This is a genomic window from Pantoea eucalypti (genome assembly GCF_009646115.1).
Classification (GTDB): Bacteria; Pseudomonadota; Gammaproteobacteria; order Enterobacterales; family Enterobacteriaceae; genus Pantoea; species Pantoea eucalypti.
In genome coordinates this window covers 3,601,325-3,617,275 of the sequence record NZ_CP045720.1, presented here as the reverse complement: position 1 = coordinate 3,617,275, position 15,951 = coordinate 3,601,325, and the positions used below count along the sequence as shown (strand labels likewise).

The window sequence follows — 15,951 nt, the reverse complement described above, 5'->3', positions numbered from 1 at the left end:
TAGCAGTCCCAGAGGTATTGATGGGTGTGAAAACAACACCGCTTCGGCAGTGAGATCCCTGTTATTACACCAACCCACGCAGATGCGTGGGTTTTTTTTGCCTGCTCGCCGGACGCTCTCTTCCCCGCTGTATAACCGCCGTTAAATCATCATCGTTCTTAACGAAACCCTGACAGTTTGCCAATAGAAAGGCGCGTCGGCTTTCACCGATAATGGCCGCCGTGAACCCTGGCGTTTTTTTGCTCGCCTCAGCCGGTTCACACTGCCGCATTCCGCATGTTCCGGGATTTCTTTTTCTGCTTACCTGAAGAGTTTGACGATGACTCACCTTTCTCGCCCCGGGCGTACTTTTGGGCTCAAATGGCTGCTCCTGTTGCTGGTGGTTGCGATTGTCGCGGGCGTTATCTGGCGTCTGCTGACGGCGGGTCATGGGCCGGGTGAGGGGATGCCGCCGGGCAGGCATGGCGCGCATGGCATGATGGGCGGCGGGGCGACGCTGGTTCACAGCGGTATGGCCAGCACGGCGGATGTGCCGGTGTGGCTCAATGCGCTCGGCACGGTGATCCCCAACGCCAGCGTGACGGTGACCAGCCGCGTTGACGGCCAGCTGGAGCAGGTTTTCTTTACCGAAGGGCAGAAGGTCAGTGCCGGGCAGTTGCTGGCGCAGATCGATCCGCGCAGCTATCAGGCGACGCTGAACCAGTATCAGGGCGAACTCAGCGAAAATCAGGCGCTGTTGAACAGCGCCGAACTGACGCTGGCGCGCTACCGCAAACTGGCGGCACAGGACGCGCTGGCGCGTCAGGATCTGGACAGCCAGATTGCCACCGTCGGGCAGTATCGCGGTGCGGTCGCCGCCGATCAGGCGCAGATCGCCAGTGCAAAGCTGAGCATTGAATATGCCCGCATCACCGCTCCGATCAGCGGGCGCGTCGGTTTGCGTCAGATCGATCCCGGCAACATGGTTCAGAGCGCCAGCAGCACGGGCCTGGTGACGATCACCCAGATGCAGCCCGCCGCCGTGACCTTTAGCGTGCCGCAAAGCGATATCCCGGCGCTGGTCAGCGTCCTGCATCAGGGCCAGAGCCTGCCCGCCACGCTGTTTGATCAGGACAACCAGCATCAGCTCGCCAGCGGCGAAGTAAAGTTCATCAGCAACCAGATCGACACCGCCACCGGCACCGTGGCGCTGAAAGCGGTATTCGCCAACCAGGATGAGTCGCTGTTTGCTAACCAGTTTGTCAATCTGCGACTGCAGATCCGGGTGCTGAAAGGCGCGACGGTGATCCCGGCGCAGGCGCTGCAGTTGAGCAGCGACGGCAGCTTTGTCTTTGTGATCAATCAGGATAACACCGTCACGCGCAAAGCGGTCACCACTGGCCCTGCGTTCGGCGACGATCAGCAGGCGATCCTCAGCGGCGTTTCGCCAGGCGATCGGCTGGTGACAGAAGGGATCGATCGCCTCACCAGCGGCAGCAAAGTCACGCTGGCCGATGAGACACCTGCTGCCGGTGCCGTGTCGAAATGAACCCGTCTCGCCTGTTTATTCTGCGTCCGGTCGCCACCATCCTGCTGATGGTCGGCGTGCTGATCTCTGGCATTTTTGCCTATAAATTTCTGTCGACCTCGGCGCTGCCGCAGGTCGACTATCCGACCATTCAGGTCACCACGCTCTATCCGGGCGCCAGCCCGGATGTTATGGCGTCGTCAGTCACCTCGCCGCTGGAGCGCCAGTTAGGGCAGATGGCCGGGCTGAGCCAGATGAGCTCCACCAGCGCCAGCGGCGCGTCGATCATTACCCTGAAGTTCAGCCTCGATCTCTCGCTGGATGTCGCCGAGCAGGAGGTGCAGGCAGCGATCAATGCGGCGAATAACCTGCTGCCCGACAATCTGCCCAATCCGCCGACCTACAAAAAGGTTAACCCGGCGGACAGTGCAGTGGTGACGCTGGCGGCGAGCTCCAGCACGCTGCCGCTGACCGAGGTGCAGGATCTGGTCAATACCCGGGTAGCACTAAAGCTGTCGCAGATCTCCGGTGTCGGGATGGTGACGCTGGCGGGCGGACATCAGCCCGCGATTCGGGTGCAGATGAATCCTCAGGCGCTGGCGGCGCATCATCTGACGCTGGAGGCGGTGAATACGCTGATTGGCAACAGCAACGTTAATGGCTCTAAAGGCGGCTTTGACGGGAAATATCATTCGGTCACCATCGACGCCAACGACCAGCTGCGCACCGCCGACGCGTACGGCAACCTGATCCTCACCTATGAGAACGGCGCGGCGCTGCGCCTGAAAGATATCGCCCATATTGAACAGGGCCCGGAGAACAGCTTCCAGTCGGCGTGGGCCAACAACCAGCCGGCGATTGTGATTAGCGTGCAGCGCCAGCCGGGCGCAAACGTAATTCAGGTGGTGGACAACATCAAGGCGCAGCTCCCCGCGCTGCAGGCGGCACTGCCGGACGGGGTGAAGATGACGATTCTCTCCGACCGCACTCAGACCATCCGCGCCTCGATCAGTGATGTGCAGTTTGAGCTGATGCTGTCGATTGCGCTGGTGGTGATGGTGACCTTCCTGTTCCTGCGCAACGTGGCCGCTACGCTGATCCCCAGCGTGGCGGTGCCGCTGTCGCTGATCGGCACCTTTGGTGTGATGTATCTGGCAGGCTTCAGCCTGAATAACCTGTCGCTGATGGCGCTGACTATCGCCACCGGTTTTGTTATTGATGACGCCATCGTGGTGGTCGAGAACATTTCCCGGCGGCTGGAGCAGGGCGAGTCGCCGATGGAGGCGGCGCTGAAGGGCTCACAGCAGATTGGCTTCACCATCATCTCGCTCACCTTTTCACTGATTGCCGTACTGATCCCGCTGCTGTTTATGGGTGATGTGGTCGGGCGACTGTTTCGGGAGTTCGCGATCACGCTGGCGGTGGCGATTCTGGTGTCGATGCTGGTGTCGCTGACTCTGACGCCAATGCTGTGTGCGTATCTGCTGCGCCACATTCCGCCCGAACAGCAGTCAACTTTTTCCCGCAAGGGCGGCGAACTTTTCGATGCGCTGGTGCGCGGCTATGACCGGCTGCTGACCGTGGTACTTAACCATCAGAAACTGACGCTGCTGGTGGCGCTGGCGACCTTCGGGCTGACCGCGCTGCTCTATATGATGGTGCCGAAGGGCTTCTTTCCGACCCAGGATACCGGGCTGATTCAGGGCATTACTGTCGCCTCACAGGATGTCTCATTTAAAGCGATGGCCACGCGGCAGCAGGCATTGTCGGCTCTGATTCTGAAAAACCCGGCGGTGGAAAGCGTCTCATCGACGATTGGCATCGACGGCACCAACACCAGCCTCAACAGCGGACGGTTACAGATCAACCTTAAGCCATTTGGCTCGCGTGATGTGAAAGCGGATGAGGTGATTAAACAACTGCAACAGGCGACCGCCGATGTGCCAGGTATCCGGCTCTATCTGCAACCGGCGCAGGATCTCACCGTCAACGACCAGGTCTCGCCGAGTCAGTATCAGTTCACCCTGGACGACGCCGACAGTGAAAATCTGGTCAGCGGGTCGTCAAAAATGGTGGCGGCGTTGCAGCAGCGTCCCGAATTTAATGGCGTGGTAAGTAACCTGCAGGATCAGGGGCGCGTCTCATACGTTGAGCTGAACCGCGATAAAGCGGCGCGCTTTGGCATTACTGCGTCGGACGTGGACACCGCGCTCTATAACGCTTTTGGTCAGCGTCTGGTCTCGACTATTTTCACCCAGTCGAATCAGTATCGGGTGGTGCTGGAAGTGGCTCCGGCTTACCAGCAGGGTCCGGCGTCGTTTGATGATGTTTATCTGCAGCCCTCTTCCGGCAGCAGCTCGTCATCAACCACCAGCACGGCTTCATCCACGGCTTCGTCATCAACATCAACGTCTTCATCAACGTCGACGTCCAGCTCAGCTTCTGATAGCGACACGGCCAGCAGCGGCATGGTGAAACTTACCGCTATCGCCACTATTCATCAGCGCACCGGCTCGCTGATGCACATGCGGCTGAATCAGTTTCCGGCGGTGATGATCTCCTTCAACCTTAATCCGGGCTACTCGCTGGAGGATGGGCAGCGGGCGATCGCCGACGTGCGGCAGCAGTTGCACCTGCCAGAGAGCACCACGCTGCGTTACCAGGGCGAAACCTCGGCGTTCCAGAGTGCCACCGGCAACACGCTGTGGCTGATTCTGGCGGCGCTGATCACTATGTATGTGGTACTCGGCATCCTCTACGAGAGCTTTATCCATCCGGTCACCATTCTCTCAACGCTGCCGTCGGCGGCGGTGGGCGCGCTGCTGACGCTGTTGCTGGCAGGCACGGAGTTCAGCCTGATTGCGCTGATTGGGGTCATCCTGCTCATCGGTATCGTGAAAAAGAACGCCATCATGATGATCGACTTCGCGCTGGAGGCAGAACACAAGCAGCATCTCAGCCCGCGTGACGCGATTCATCAGGCCTGTCTGCTGCGCTTCCGCCCGATCCTGATGACGACCATGGCGGCGTTGCTCGGCGCGTTACCGCTGATGCTGGCCTCCGGCTCGGGCGCAGAGCTGCGGCAGCCGCTGGGGCTGGTGATTGTCGGCGGGCTGATTGTCAGTCAGGTGCTGACACTCTTCTCCACGCCGGTGATCTACCTGCTGTTTGATGGGCTGGCGCAGCGCGGCAACGCCTGGGTGAAACGCCGTCAGCAGCAGGCGCGGAGCGGGCAATGAATCTGACCCGGCTGTTTATCTTTCGTCCGGTGGCGACGCTGCTGCTGACGCTGGCGATACTGTTGCTCGGCGCGCTGGGCTACCGGCTGCTGCCGGTGGCACCGCTGCCGCAGGTCGATTTCCCGACCATCATGGTCAGCGCCAGCCTGGCGGGGGCCAGCCCGGAGACCATGGCCGCCACCGTCGCGACGCCGCTGGAACGTTCGCTGGGGCAGATTGCCGGTATTAGTGAGATGACCTCCAGCAGTTCGCAGGGCTCCAGCACGGTCATCCTGCAGTTTGATCTGGACCGCGATATCAATGGCGCGGCACGCGACGTACAGGCGGCGATCAACGCGGCGCGCAGCCTGCTGCCGAGCGCGATGGCCTCGCTGCCCACTTATCGCAAAGCCAACCCGTCAGATGCGCCAATTGTCATGCTGGCGCTGACCTCCGCCACCCGCTCGCCCGGCGAGCTTTATGACCTGGCAGAGAGCAAAATCGAACAGGTGATGGGGCAGGTGCAGGGCGTCGGCGAAGTCTCGCTGATGGGCAGCGCCTTACCCGCGGTGCGCATCGATCTGCAGCCGCTGAAGCTGACGCATTACGGCATCTCGCTGGAGACGGTGCGCGCCGCTGTCGCCAACAGCACCACCAATCTGCCTAAGGGGATTTTGCAGAGCAGTGACCAGTCGTGGCTGGTGGACAGCAACGGACAGCTGGAAAAGGCCGCCAGCTACCGCGATCTGATCATCACCTGGCAGCAGGGCAAGGCGGTGCGGCTGCGCGACGTCGCCACAGTCTATGACTCGGTGGAAGATCGTTATCAGGCGGGATTCCTCAATGCCACGCCTGCGGTGATGATCGGCATTAAACGTCAGGCGGGCGCGAACATGCTCGAAACCATCGACGCGATCAAAGCGCAGTTGCCGCTGCTGGAAAAGAGTCTGCCCGCTGACAGCCAGCTGAAAGTGGTAGTTGACCGTTCGCCCGGCGTGCGCGCCTCACTGTATGACACCGAAGAGACGCTGCTGATCGCGGTGCTGCTGGTGATAGCGGTGGTGTTTATTTTCCTGCGCAATTTGCAGGCAGTGATCATTCCGGCGCTGGCGCTGCCGGTGTCGCTGATCGGCACCTGCGCGGTGATGTACCTGCTGGGTTACAGCCTGGATAACCTGTCGCTGATGGCGCTGATCGTCTCCACTGGCTTCGTGGTGGATGATGCGATTGTGGTGCTGGAGAATATCACTCGCCATATTGAGCGTGGGCTGAGTCCGCTGCGGGCGGCGCTGCGCGGGGCGCAGGAGGTGAGCTTCACCGTGCTGTCGATGACCGTGTCGCTGATTGCGGTGTTTATCCCGATCCTGCTGATGGGCAGCATTGTTGGACGGCTGTTCCGCGAATTCGCCGTAACGCTCACCGTGTCGCTGCTGATCTCGCTGTTCGTCTCACTCAGCCTGACACCGATGCTCTGCGCACGCCTGCTAAAGCCCAAACCGCCCGTCAGCCAGCGACCACATCCGCTTTATCAGTTTATTGAAAATCAGCTGAACCGCCTGCTGGCTGCCTACGGACGCGGGCTGGCCTGGGTGATGCGCCATCAGAAGCTGACGCTGCTCAGCCTGCTGCTGACCGTGCTGCTGAACGTTTTTCTCTTTACCGTGGTGCAAAAGGGCTTTTTCCCCAATCAGGACACCGGGCTGCTGATGGGCGCGCTGCGTGCCGATCAGAACATCTCATTCCAGGCGATGAAGCCGAAAATGCTGATGTTTACAAAGATCATTCAGAAAGATCCGGCGGTCGAGAGTGTGATGTCGTCTATGGGCAGCGGGATGTTTGGCTCCCGCAACAGCGCCAACTTCTTTGTGCGGCTTAAGGATTTTAGCCAGCGCGATGCCACGGCTACTGAAGTGGCTAACCGACTGACGCGCAAAACCAGCCATATCGCCGGGGCGCAGATGTTCCTGATGGCGGCGCAGGATCTGCACATTGGCGGACGTAGCGCTAACGCGACGTATCAATACAGCCTGCAGGCGGACGATCTTGCGCTGCTGCGGGTCTGGACGCCGAAAGTGCAGGCGGCGCTGGCAGCCATTCCCCAGCTTAACAGCGTAGATTCCGACTCGCAGACGGGCGGTCAGGAGGTGGAGCTGACGATTGACCGCGACCGCGCCACCCGACTGGGCGTCAACGTGAAAATGCTGGATACACTGCTGAATAATGCCTTCAGCCAGCGGCAGATCGCCACGCTCTATCACACTCTGAATCAGTATCACGTGGTGATGTCGCTGCAGGACAGCGACACCGCGAATCCGGCGACGCTACAGCAACTCTATGTGATTAACGACAGCGGTGATCGCGTGCCGCTCTCCGCCTTTGTCCGTTTCAGCGGTGGCAACGCGCCGCTGTCGGTAGCGCATCAGGGCCAGTCTGCCACCAGCACGGTGGCATTTAACCTCAATGATGGCGTTTCGCTGGAGCAGGCGCAGTTACTGATTAAACAGGCGATGGCGAAGCTGGGCCTGCCCTCGACCATTCATGCCGGTTTTGCCGGTACCGCCGCGGCCTTTTCACAGCTGACCGCAACCATGCCGTGGCTGATTCTGGCGGCGCTGGCGGCGGTCTACATCGTGCTCGGCGTGCTCTATGAGAGCTATATCCATCCGCTGACCATTCTCTCGACGCTGCCGTCAGCGGGCGTCGGAGCGATGCTGCTGCTGCTGCTGACCAACACGCAGCTCACGGTGATCGCGCTGATTGGCATCATCCTGTTGATCGGCATCGTGAAAAAGAACGCCATCATGATGATTGATTTCGCCATTGATGCGGAGCGGCGGCTGGGCATGTCGCCGCAGCAGGCGATCACCCAGGCGTGCCTGATGCGCTTCCGGCCAATCATGATGACCACACTGGCCGCCTTTTTTGGCGCCTTGCCGCTGGCGCTGGGCAGCGGCGGTGATGCCGACCTGCGCAGTCCGCTGGGGATAGCGATTGCAGGTGGGCTGGCGCTTAGCCAGCTGCTGACACTGTTCACCACGCCGGTTGTTTATCTTTGGCTCGATCGTCTGGGCCGTGCCACTCAACGTCAATGGCGTCGTTTGCGCCCTGCGGAATCCTGATCCATGAAACCTCTCATCCCGTTTGTTGTGATGCTGCTGTGCGGCTGTAGCGTGGGTCCTGACTATCAGCGCCCGTCTGTAGCGATGCCGGTTCACTATAAAGAGGCCCGAGGCTGGCAGCCGGCGACACCGCTGGATGCGCAAAGCAAAGGCGAGTGGTGGACGGTTTACCATGACGCCACGCTGAGCGGGCTGTTGAGCCAGGTCAGCGTGTCAAATCAGAACGTAGCAACCTATGCCGCGCAGTACCGGCAGGCGCAGGCTCTGGCGGCTGAGTCACGTGCAGCGCTGTTTCCCTCGCTGGACTATGACGGCAGCGTAACGCGCAGCGGCAGCCATGCCACCAACAGCAGCGTTCGCACCACCAGCAGCAGCCATCAGGCGGAATTGAGTGCCAGCTGGGAGCTGGATCTGTGGGGTAAACTGCGGCGCACGCTGGAGGAGAACCGCGCCAGTGCTTCGGCCAGCGCGGCAGAACTGGCCAACATCACGCTGAGTGCCCAGTCTGAGCTGGCGCAGGACTATTTCCAGCTGCGCATCATGGATCAGAAAATCGCGCTCTATCAGCAGAGCGTTGATGCTTATCAGCACTATCTGAACGTGATCACCAGCCAGTATCAGGCGGGCACCGCGTCGCGTGCCACGCTGGCCCAGGCGCAGCTGCAACGGGAGAGCGCCAGCGCCTCGGCGCAGGATTATCAGTGGCAGCGTGCGCAGATGGAGCACGCCATTGCACTGCTGATCGGCAAAGCTCCGGCCGACTTCAGTCTGCCCGCTGCGCCACTGACGGCCACATTACCCGCGATTCCGGCAGCCCTGCCGGGCGAGCTGTTACAGCGCCGTCCCGATATCGCGTACGCCGAACGTAATATGGCCGCCGCCAATGCCGCCATCGGTGTGGCGGTAGCCGGTTACTATCCTGACCTGACTCTGAGCGCGAGTGGTGGTGTCAGCGCCTCCGTGCTGCATTCGCTCTTCTCGCTGCCGGACCGCGTCTGGTCACTGGGACCGGCGCTAAGCGGTACATTGCTCGACGCGGGTGCGACCTCGGCGAAGGTCGATCAGGCGCGGGCAAGCTGGGATGCCAGCGTGGCCACCTATCGTCAGACGGTGCTGACCGCGATGCAGGAGGTGGAAGATAAGCTGGTGGAGTTGAACACGCTGCAGGGCGAAATCGCCGCGCAGCAGCGCGCCACCGACGCGGCCCAGACTTCGGCGCGGGTGACACGCCTGCAGTATGAGGCGGGCATGATTGACTACCTGGATGTGGCGACCACTGAGAACAGCAGCCTGAGCGCACAGCAGAGTTTGCTGACGCTTGCGACCACGCAGTGGGTCAGCAGCGTCGCGCTGATTGCCGCGCTGGGCGGTGGCTGGCAGGCCCCCTGAAGCAGTATCAGATTGCCGATAATTCGGTTGTCGAACCGCGTCAAATCCTGCATCGTGAGGGCTATTTTTCACGATGCTAAGGAGCTGGCATGGCTTTCACATTTTTACGCCTGATATTTCGCCTGTTATGGCGGGTCGAACTGCGGGGCGACGTCGCCGAACTGCATAAGCAGAAGGTATTGATCACACCGAACCATATGTCGTTTCTGGACGGCATGTTGCTGGCGCTATTTTTGCCTGTTAAACCGGTGTTTGCCGTCTACTCGACCATCAGCGAAAGCTGGTTTATGCGTCTGGTTAAACCCTTTATCGACTTTGTGCCGCTGGATCCCACCCGGCCCATGGCGCTGAAGCAGCTGGTTCGGCTGATTGATACGGGCCGTCCGGTGGTCATCTTCCCGGAAGGACGAATTACTGTTACCGGCTCGCTGATGAAAATCTACAGCGGGGCAGGCTTTGTCGCGGCGCGTTCCGGCGCTAACGTCGTGCCAATGCGCATTGAAGGCGCTGAATACACGCCGTTTGGTCGTCTGGCGGGCGTGTTTAAACGTCGCCTGTTCCCGCGCATCACTCTCACCGTTCTGCCCGCCACCCGCATTCCGATGCCAGAGGCGAAACGGGCGCGCGATCGCCGCGTGCTGGCCGGTGAGCATCTGCATCATGTGATGATGGAAGCGCGCATGGCAGTGCGTCCGCGTGAAACCCTGTTTGAGGCGTTTCTGGCGGCGCGGACGCGTTACGGCGCGTTTAAGCGCTGCATCGAAGATGTGAATTTCAAACCCGACAGCTATAACGGCCTGCTGAAGAAGTCGCTGGGCGTAGGCCGTATTCTGGAGCGTTACAGCCAGCCGCGTGAAGTGGTGGGGCTCCTGCTGCCTAATACCACCGTGACGGCGGCGGCGATTTTCGGTGCCACACTGCGCGGGCGCGTTCCGGCCATGCTCAACTATAGCGCGGGCGTTAACGGCATGCGTGCAGCACTGACCGCGGCGCAGATTAAAACCGTCTTCACGTCGCGGCAGTTCCTGGACAAAGGCAATCTGTGGCATCTGCCGCAGGGGCTGGACGATGTGCAGTGGATCTACCTGGAAGATCTGAAAGATACCGTCACGGGCAAAGACAAGCTGTGGATCCTTGCCCATCTGCTGATGCCGCATCGCGCCCAGTTACCTCAACAGCCGGAAGATGCCGCGATGGTGCTGTTTACCTCCGGCTCTGAAGGCAACCCTAAAGGCGTGGTGCATTCCCATAAAAGTCTGCTGGCGAACGTCGAGCAGATCCGCACCATCGCCGACTTCACGCCGCGCGACCGCTTTATGTCGGCGCTGCCGCTGTTCCATGCGTTTGGTCTGACCGTCGGGCTGTTTACGCCGCTGATGACCGGTGCTCAGGTCTTCCTCTATCCCAGCCCTCTGCACTATCGCATCGTGCCGGAGCTGGTTTATGACCGTAACTGCACCGTGCTGTTCGGCACCTCAACCTTCCTGGGTAACTACGCGCGCTTTGCCGCGCCCTATGATTTTGCCCGTCTGCGCTATGTCGTTGCGGGTGCGGAGAAGCTGCAGGAGAACACCCGTCAGCTCTATATCGAGAAGTATGGCATTCGCATTCTCGAAGGCTACGGCGTCACCGAGTGCGCGCCGGTTGTGGCGATTAATGTGCCGATGGCAGCGAAGACACACACTGTGGGACGCATTCTGCCGGGCATGGATTCACGCCTGATGTCAGTGCCGGGCATTGAGCAGGGCGGACGCCTGCAACTGCGTGGACCAAACGTGATGAAGGGCTATCTGCGGGTCGAAAATCCTGGCGTGCTGGAAGCCCCGGCCGCCGACGATGGCGAAGGTAATCTTGAAGCGGGCTGGTATGACACCGGTGATATCGTCAGCTTCGATGAAGGCGGTTTCTGCCAGATTCAGGGACGTGCCAAACGCTTTGCGAAGATCGCGGGTGAGATGGTGTCGCTGGAGATCGTCGAGCAGATCGCGCTGAAGGCGTCGCCGGAGAAACAACATGCGGCGTCGCTGCGTCCGGATGGACAGCGCGGCGAGGCACTGGTGCTGTTCACCACGGACGCTGAACTGGTGCGCGACAGGCTGCAGAAAGCAGCCCGCGAGCTGGGTGCGCCAGAGCTGGCACTGCCGCGTGATATCCGCGTCATGAAGCAGTTGCCGCAGCTGGGCAGTGGTAAACCCGATTACGTCACGCTGAAAAAAATGGCGGAAGAGGAGCAGGCATGAGCCTTGATCGTAATGCGCCGCTGATGTCGCGCAGCATGATTGCCGTGATTATCGCCCAGTTCTTTTCGGCGTTTGGCGATAACGCGCTACTGTTTGCCACGCTGGCGGTACTGAAAAGTCAGTTCTATCCCGACTGGAGCCAGCCGGTCTTACAGATGCTGTTTGTCGCGGCCTATATTCTGCTGGCGCCGTTTGTCGGTCAGGTGGCGGACAGCATGGCGAAAGGGCGGGTGATGATGCTCGCTAATAGCCTGAAGCTGCTGGGCGCGCTGGTGATCTGCTTCGGCTTCAATCCTTTCATCGGCTATACCCTGGTAGGCGCGGGCGCAGCGGCTTACTCGCCGGCCAAATATGGCATCCTCGGTGAGATCACCCACGGCGAGAAGCTGGTGAAAGCCAACGGGCTGATGGAGGCATCGACCATCGCCGCCATTCTGCTGGGTTCGGTGGCGGGCGGCATGCTGGCTGACTGGCATATTCTGGCGGCGCTGGGCATCTGTGCGCTGACCTACGGCATCGCTGTGGTCGCGAACCTGTTTATCCCGAAACTGCAGGCGGCGCGGCCTGGTCAGAGCTGGCAGTTCGGCGTGATGGTACGCAGCTTTTTCAGTGCTGCCGCGCTGCTATGGCGTGATGCAGAAACCCGCTTCTCGCTGCTCGGCACCAGTCTGTTCTGGGGCGCAGGCGTTACGCTGCGTTTCCTGCTGGTGCTCTGGGTGCCGGTGGCGCTGGGGATCAATGACAACACCACGCCAACCACGCTGAATGCCATGGTGGCAATTGGCATTGTGATTGGCGCAGCGGCGGCGGCGAAGCTGGTGACGCTGGAGACCGTGCGTCGCTGTATGCCGGCTGGTGTGCTGATTGGTGTCATGGTGGTGGTCTTTGCGCTGCAGCACTCTCTGCTGAATGCTTATTTAGTGCTGATGCTGATTGGTGCACTGGGCGGTTTCTTTGTGGTGCCGCTGAATGCGCTGTTACAGGCGCGGGGCAAAGAGAGTGTCGGTTCAGGCAATGCCATTGCGGTACAGAACCTGGGTGAGAACAGCGCCATGCTGATTATGCTGGGGCTCTATACACTGGCGATTAAGGCGGGCGCGCCTGCGGTAGCGACGGGCGTCGGCTTTGGCGTGCTGTTTGCGCTGGCGATCGCCGTGTTGTGGCTGTGGCGACCTGCTAAGCGTTAAGTGATTCACCGCCGCTCTCCTGTATCCCCGGAGAGCGGCGGCTTACGCTTTAGCGACGAATCGCAATCGCTTCGATTTCGATTTTCACATCTTTTGGCAGACGCGCCACTTCGACACAGGAACGCGCCGGGAAGTGAGCTTCATGCTCGGTGAAAAACGCTTCATAGGTCGCGTTGACCGTGGCGAAATCATTCAGGTCCTTTACGAACACCGTGGTCTTCACGATGTCGCCAACCTTCAGACCCGCAGCTTCAACAATCGCCTTCACATTTTCCAGTGACTGACGCGCCTGTGCGGCAATGTCATCTGCCACCTGGCCGGTCGCCGGATCAACCGGAATCTGACCGGAGGTCATGATCATGCTGCCCAGATCGACACCCTGAACATAGGGACCGATAGCGGCAGGGGCTTTTTCAGTACTGATTTCACGTGACATCATGGCTCCTTTGATTACGTCGTCAGGCGGCGATGCCGCCACTGTTGCCCATTATAAGGTCGGGCAGGGCGATTACCAGTGACCGAGCACCACATGGCGGGCGAACTCTTTCTCGCAATATTTGCACTTCAGATGCACATCGTCGGCGCGCTGCTTCACGGTAAAGCTGGAGAAGACCGGCTCGCTGCGGCTGATACAGTTGCTGTTGGGGCAGGTCAGCACCCGTTCAACATGATCCGGCAGCGTCGGGGCGATCTTCGCCACCACTTCATAATCGTCGATGCGGTTAACCGTGGCATGGGGTGCATAGACCGCCAGCTGATTGACCTGATCGTCAGTGAGAAACGTATTTTCAATCTTAATCAGGTCTTTGCGGCCCATCTCACCCGACGGCAGATTCAGACCGATGGTAATGCGCTGATCGGTTTCGGTCAGCCGGAATAGGGAGAGCAGTTTAAAGCCAATCTGCGCCGGAATGTGGTCGATGACCGTGCCGCGTTTGATTGCTTCGACCTGCAATTTGTTGTCTTGCGTCATGGGAAATCTCCTTACAGGGCGAGTTCGCTGTTTAAAACCAGAGCCAGCAGAGCCTGGCGCGCATAGATGCCGTTACCCGCCTGCTGGAAATACCAGGCGTAAGGGGTTTTGTCGACATCGGTGGTGATCTCATCGATGCGCGGCAGCGGATGCAGCACTTTCATGTTGTCACGTGCCGTAGTGAGATCGGTGGCGCGCAGAATAAACTGCGCTTTTACGTTGGCATATTCTGACGGATCGAGCCGCTCTTTCTGCACCCGCGTCATGTAAAGAATATCAAGCTGCGGCATCACTTCTTCAAAGCTGTCGTGACGTGACCAGGCGATATTCTTCTCATCCAGCATGTCAGTGATATAAGCCGGCATTGCCAGCGCATCGGGCGCGATAAAGAAGAAGCGGTTACCATCAAACTTCGCCAGCGCCTGCGTCAGAGAGTGCACCGTGCGGCCATATTTCAGGTCACCGACCATCGCCACATTCAGCTGACCAAGACGGCCCTGGGTCTCCTGAATGGTGAAGAGATCGAGCAGGGTCTGGGTCGGATGCTGGTTCGCGCCGTCACCGGCGTTGAGAATCGGAATGCCGCCAGAGAACTCCGTTGCCAGCCGCGCCGCGCCTTCCTGCGGATGACGCATCACAATCGCATCAACGTAGGTGCTGATCACGGAAATGGTATCGGCCAGGGTTTCGCCTTTCTTGCCCAGCGAGGTATTACTGCCGTCAGCAAAGCCTACCGCTGATGCGCCAAGGCGATGAATCGCAGTCTCAAACGACAGGCGGGTACGGGTCGAGGCTTCAAAGAAGCAACTGGCAATAACCTTGTGCTTCAGCAGTTCCGGCTGCGGATGGGCTTTCAGCCTGGCGGCGGTGTCCAGGGCCAGTTCCAGCTCTTCACGACTGAGGTCGTTGATTGAAATGATGTGCTTGCGATATAGCGGGTTAGGCATAGCTCTCTCCTCTGCGCGGCCGGATTGCGGACAAAAAAAAGCCCCTGATTAAGGGGCTTTTTTATGATCGGGTCGATGACCGAAAGAAACAGCAGCACCGCCTGCGGTCAGGCGAGATGGAGCGTCAAATTGTCCGCTGTGCTGTAGCATATTTCCTCCGGCAAATTGGGCCGCATTATACCCGTTCGCGGTAGAGCAGCAAGAGGAAAACGTTTGCGCTTCTTTATCTGACTAACGCTACTTTACGGTAAGGCGAGCGCCATCGGTCAGCGCTGGCCCAGCGTGGCCACCATCACCGCTTTAATGGTATGCATCCGGTTCTCGGCCTGGTCGAACACAATGCTGTGCGGCGACTCAAACACCTCGTTGCTCACTTCCATGCCGTTGGGCAGATCGTACTGCTCTGCCATCTGCTGACCCAGCGTGGTCTGATCATCGTGGAAAGCGGGCAGGCAGTGCAGGAATTTAACCTGCGGATTGCCGGTCAGATCGAGCATCGCACGGTTAACCTGGTAGTCACGCAGCAGGGCGATACGCTCGGCCCAGACTTCTTTGGCTTCGCCCATCGACACCCAGACGTCGGTGTAGATAAAGTCAGCGCCTTTCACACCGTCGGCAATATGTTCGGTAAGGGTGATTTTACCCCCGGTCTGCTGCGCGGCGTGACGGCACTGCGCCACCAGTTCGTCCTCTGGCCAGCAGCTTTTCGGTGCCACCAGACGCAGATCCAGACCCACCTGTGCCGCCGCTTCCAGCATAGTGTTACCCATGTTGTTGCGCGCATCGCCCACATAAACCAGCGTCATCTCACTGAGCTTTTTGCCCGGCAGGTGCTCCTGCATGGTCAGCAGGTCAGCCAGCAACTGGGTCGGGTGAAACTCGGTAGTCAGACCGTTCCACACCGGCACGCCCGCATGTTCCGCCAGCGTCTCCACCAGCGCCTGACCGTAGCCGCGATACTGAATACCATCGTACATGCGTCCCAGCACCCTTGCAGTGTCGCGCATCGACTCTTTATGGCCGATCTGACTGCCGCTCGGGCCCAGATAAGTGACGTTTGCACCCTGATCGTAAGCGGCAACTTCGAAAGAGCATCGTGTACGGGTCGAGTCTTTTTCGAAGATGAGCGCGATGTTTTTACCTTTCAGATACTGCACTTCGCTGGCGCTTTTTTTCGCCTGTTTTAATTCAGCGGAAAGGGACAGCAGATGATCAATTTCGGCGGGGGTAAAATCCAGAAGTCTGAGGAAATGGCGCTGATACAGCTGACTCATACAACACTCCGGTAAGCATTAAAATGAATTAAAATTCAATTTAACCGTATGAATATTCATTTTCAAGTGTGAGCTGAATAAACTTTTCGTTTTGTGT

10 protein-coding genes are annotated in these 15,951 nt (G+C 59.5%); 6 read left to right on the top strand and 4 right to left on the bottom strand.

The genetic code is table 11. The features are described from left to right. The first annotated feature begins 319 nt into the window (after positions 1 to 319). From EE896_RS16895 to lplT, 6 genes are all read left to right on the top strand, one after another. Positions 320 to 1,528 carry an MdtA/MuxA family multidrug efflux RND transporter periplasmic adaptor subunit gene (locus EE896_RS16895; protein WP_110411702.1) on the top strand — a complete coding sequence of 403 codons (1,209 nt, stop codon included), beginning with the start codon at positions 320 to 322 and terminating at the stop codon, positions 1,526 to 1,528. After that, the gene (locus EE896_RS16890) at positions 1,525 to 4,746 is read left to right on the top strand and encodes an efflux RND transporter permease subunit (RefSeq protein ID WP_140916146.1); all 3,222 of its coding nucleotides are present in this window, start codon (positions 1,525 to 1,527) and stop codon (positions 4,744 to 4,746) included. The genes EE896_RS16895 and EE896_RS16890 overlap by 4 nt, the downstream gene beginning before the upstream one ends. Further along, a complete protein-coding gene (locus tag EE896_RS16885; protein ID WP_008925438.1) occupies positions 4,743 to 7,844 on the top strand; it encodes an efflux RND transporter permease subunit in 3,102 nt (1,033 codons plus the stop codon). The genes EE896_RS16890 and EE896_RS16885 overlap by 4 nt, the downstream gene beginning before the upstream one ends. A gap of 3 nt (positions 7,845 to 7,847) precedes the next feature. Further along, positions 7,848 to 9,233: an efflux transporter outer membrane subunit gene (locus EE896_RS16880; protein WP_003851021.1), complete on the top strand. Its 1,386-nt coding sequence runs from the start codon at positions 7,848 to 7,850 to the stop codon at positions 9,231 to 9,233. Positions 9,234 to 9,322: 89 nt separating this feature from the next. Further along, positions 9,323 to 11,473 carry a bifunctional acyl-ACP--phospholipid O-acyltransferase/long-chain-fatty-acid--ACP ligase gene (aas, locus tag EE896_RS16875; RefSeq protein WP_008925440.1) on the top strand — a complete coding sequence of 717 codons (2,151 nt, stop codon included), beginning with the start codon at positions 9,323 to 9,325 and terminating at the stop codon, positions 11,471 to 11,473. Further along, on the top strand, positions 11,470 to 12,660 hold the full coding sequence (lplT, locus tag EE896_RS16870; RefSeq protein ID WP_008925441.1) for a lysophospholipid transporter LplT: 1,191 nt from the start codon (positions 11,470 to 11,472) through the stop codon (positions 12,658 to 12,660). Before aas ends, lplT begins: the two co-directional genes overlap by 4 nt. Before the next feature lie 49 nt (positions 12,661 to 12,709). On the opposite strand, the gene ridA is transcribed toward lplT, so the two are convergent. The 4 genes from ridA to argF form a co-directional block, all read right to left on the bottom strand. Continuing rightward, the gene (gene ridA, locus EE896_RS16865; RefSeq protein WP_003851016.1) at positions 12,710 to 13,096 is read right to left on the bottom strand and encodes a 2-iminobutanoate/2-iminopropanoate deaminase; all 387 of its coding nucleotides are present in this window, start codon (positions 13,094 to 13,096) and stop codon (positions 12,710 to 12,712) included. Between the two features lie 72 nt (positions 13,097 to 13,168). Further along, on the bottom strand, positions 13,169 to 13,633 hold the full coding sequence (gene pyrI / locus EE896_RS16860) for an aspartate carbamoyltransferase regulatory subunit (protein WP_008925442.1): 465 nt from the start codon (positions 13,631 to 13,633) through the stop codon (positions 13,169 to 13,171). An 11-nt stretch (positions 13,634 to 13,644) separates the two neighbouring features. Further along, positions 13,645 to 14,580: an aspartate carbamoyltransferase gene (gene pyrB, locus EE896_RS16855; RefSeq protein WP_008925443.1), complete on the bottom strand. Its 936-nt coding sequence runs from the start codon at positions 14,578 to 14,580 to the stop codon at positions 13,645 to 13,647. Positions 14,581 to 14,846: 266 nt separating this feature from the next. After that, positions 14,847 to 15,854, bottom strand: coding sequence for an ornithine carbamoyltransferase (argF, locus tag EE896_RS16850; protein ID WP_039658913.1), 1,008 nt, complete (start codon positions 15,852 to 15,854; stop codon positions 14,847 to 14,849). Positions 15,855 to 15,951: the final 97 nt, after the last annotated feature.

Bases quoted from the DNA above. Each gene is read 5' to 3' on its own strand.
- EE896_RS16885 (WP_008925438.1), top strand. From the start codon at position 4,743: ATGAATCTGACCCGGCTGTTTATCTTTCGTCCGGTGGCGACGCTGCTG.
- EE896_RS16895 (WP_110411702.1), top strand. From the start codon at position 320: ATGACTCACCTTTCTCGCCCCGGGCGTACTTTTGGGCTCAAATGGCTG.
- pyrB (WP_008925443.1), bottom strand. From the start codon at position 14,580: ATGCCTAACCCGCTATATCGCAAGCACATCATTTCAATCAACGACCTC.
- aas (WP_008925440.1), top strand. From the start codon at position 9,323: ATGGCTTTCACATTTTTACGCCTGATATTTCGCCTGTTATGGCGGGTC.
- EE896_RS16890 (WP_140916146.1), top strand. From the start codon at position 1,525: ATGAACCCGTCTCGCCTGTTTATTCTGCGTCCGGTCGCCACCATCCTG.
- pyrI (WP_008925442.1), bottom strand. From the start codon at position 13,633: ATGACGCAAGACAACAAATTGCAGGTCGAAGCAATCAAACGCGGCACG.
- argF (WP_039658913.1), bottom strand. From the start codon at position 15,854: ATGAGTCAGCTGTATCAGCGCCATTTCCTCAGACTTCTGGATTTTACC.
- EE896_RS16880 (WP_003851021.1), top strand. From the start codon at position 7,848: ATGAAACCTCTCATCCCGTTTGTTGTGATGCTGCTGTGCGGCTGTAGC.
- ridA (WP_003851016.1), bottom strand. From the start codon at position 13,096: ATGTCACGTGAAATCAGTACTGAAAAAGCCCCTGCCGCTATCGGTCCC.
- lplT (WP_008925441.1), top strand. From the start codon at position 11,470: ATGAGCCTTGATCGTAATGCGCCGCTGATGTCGCGCAGCATGATTGCC.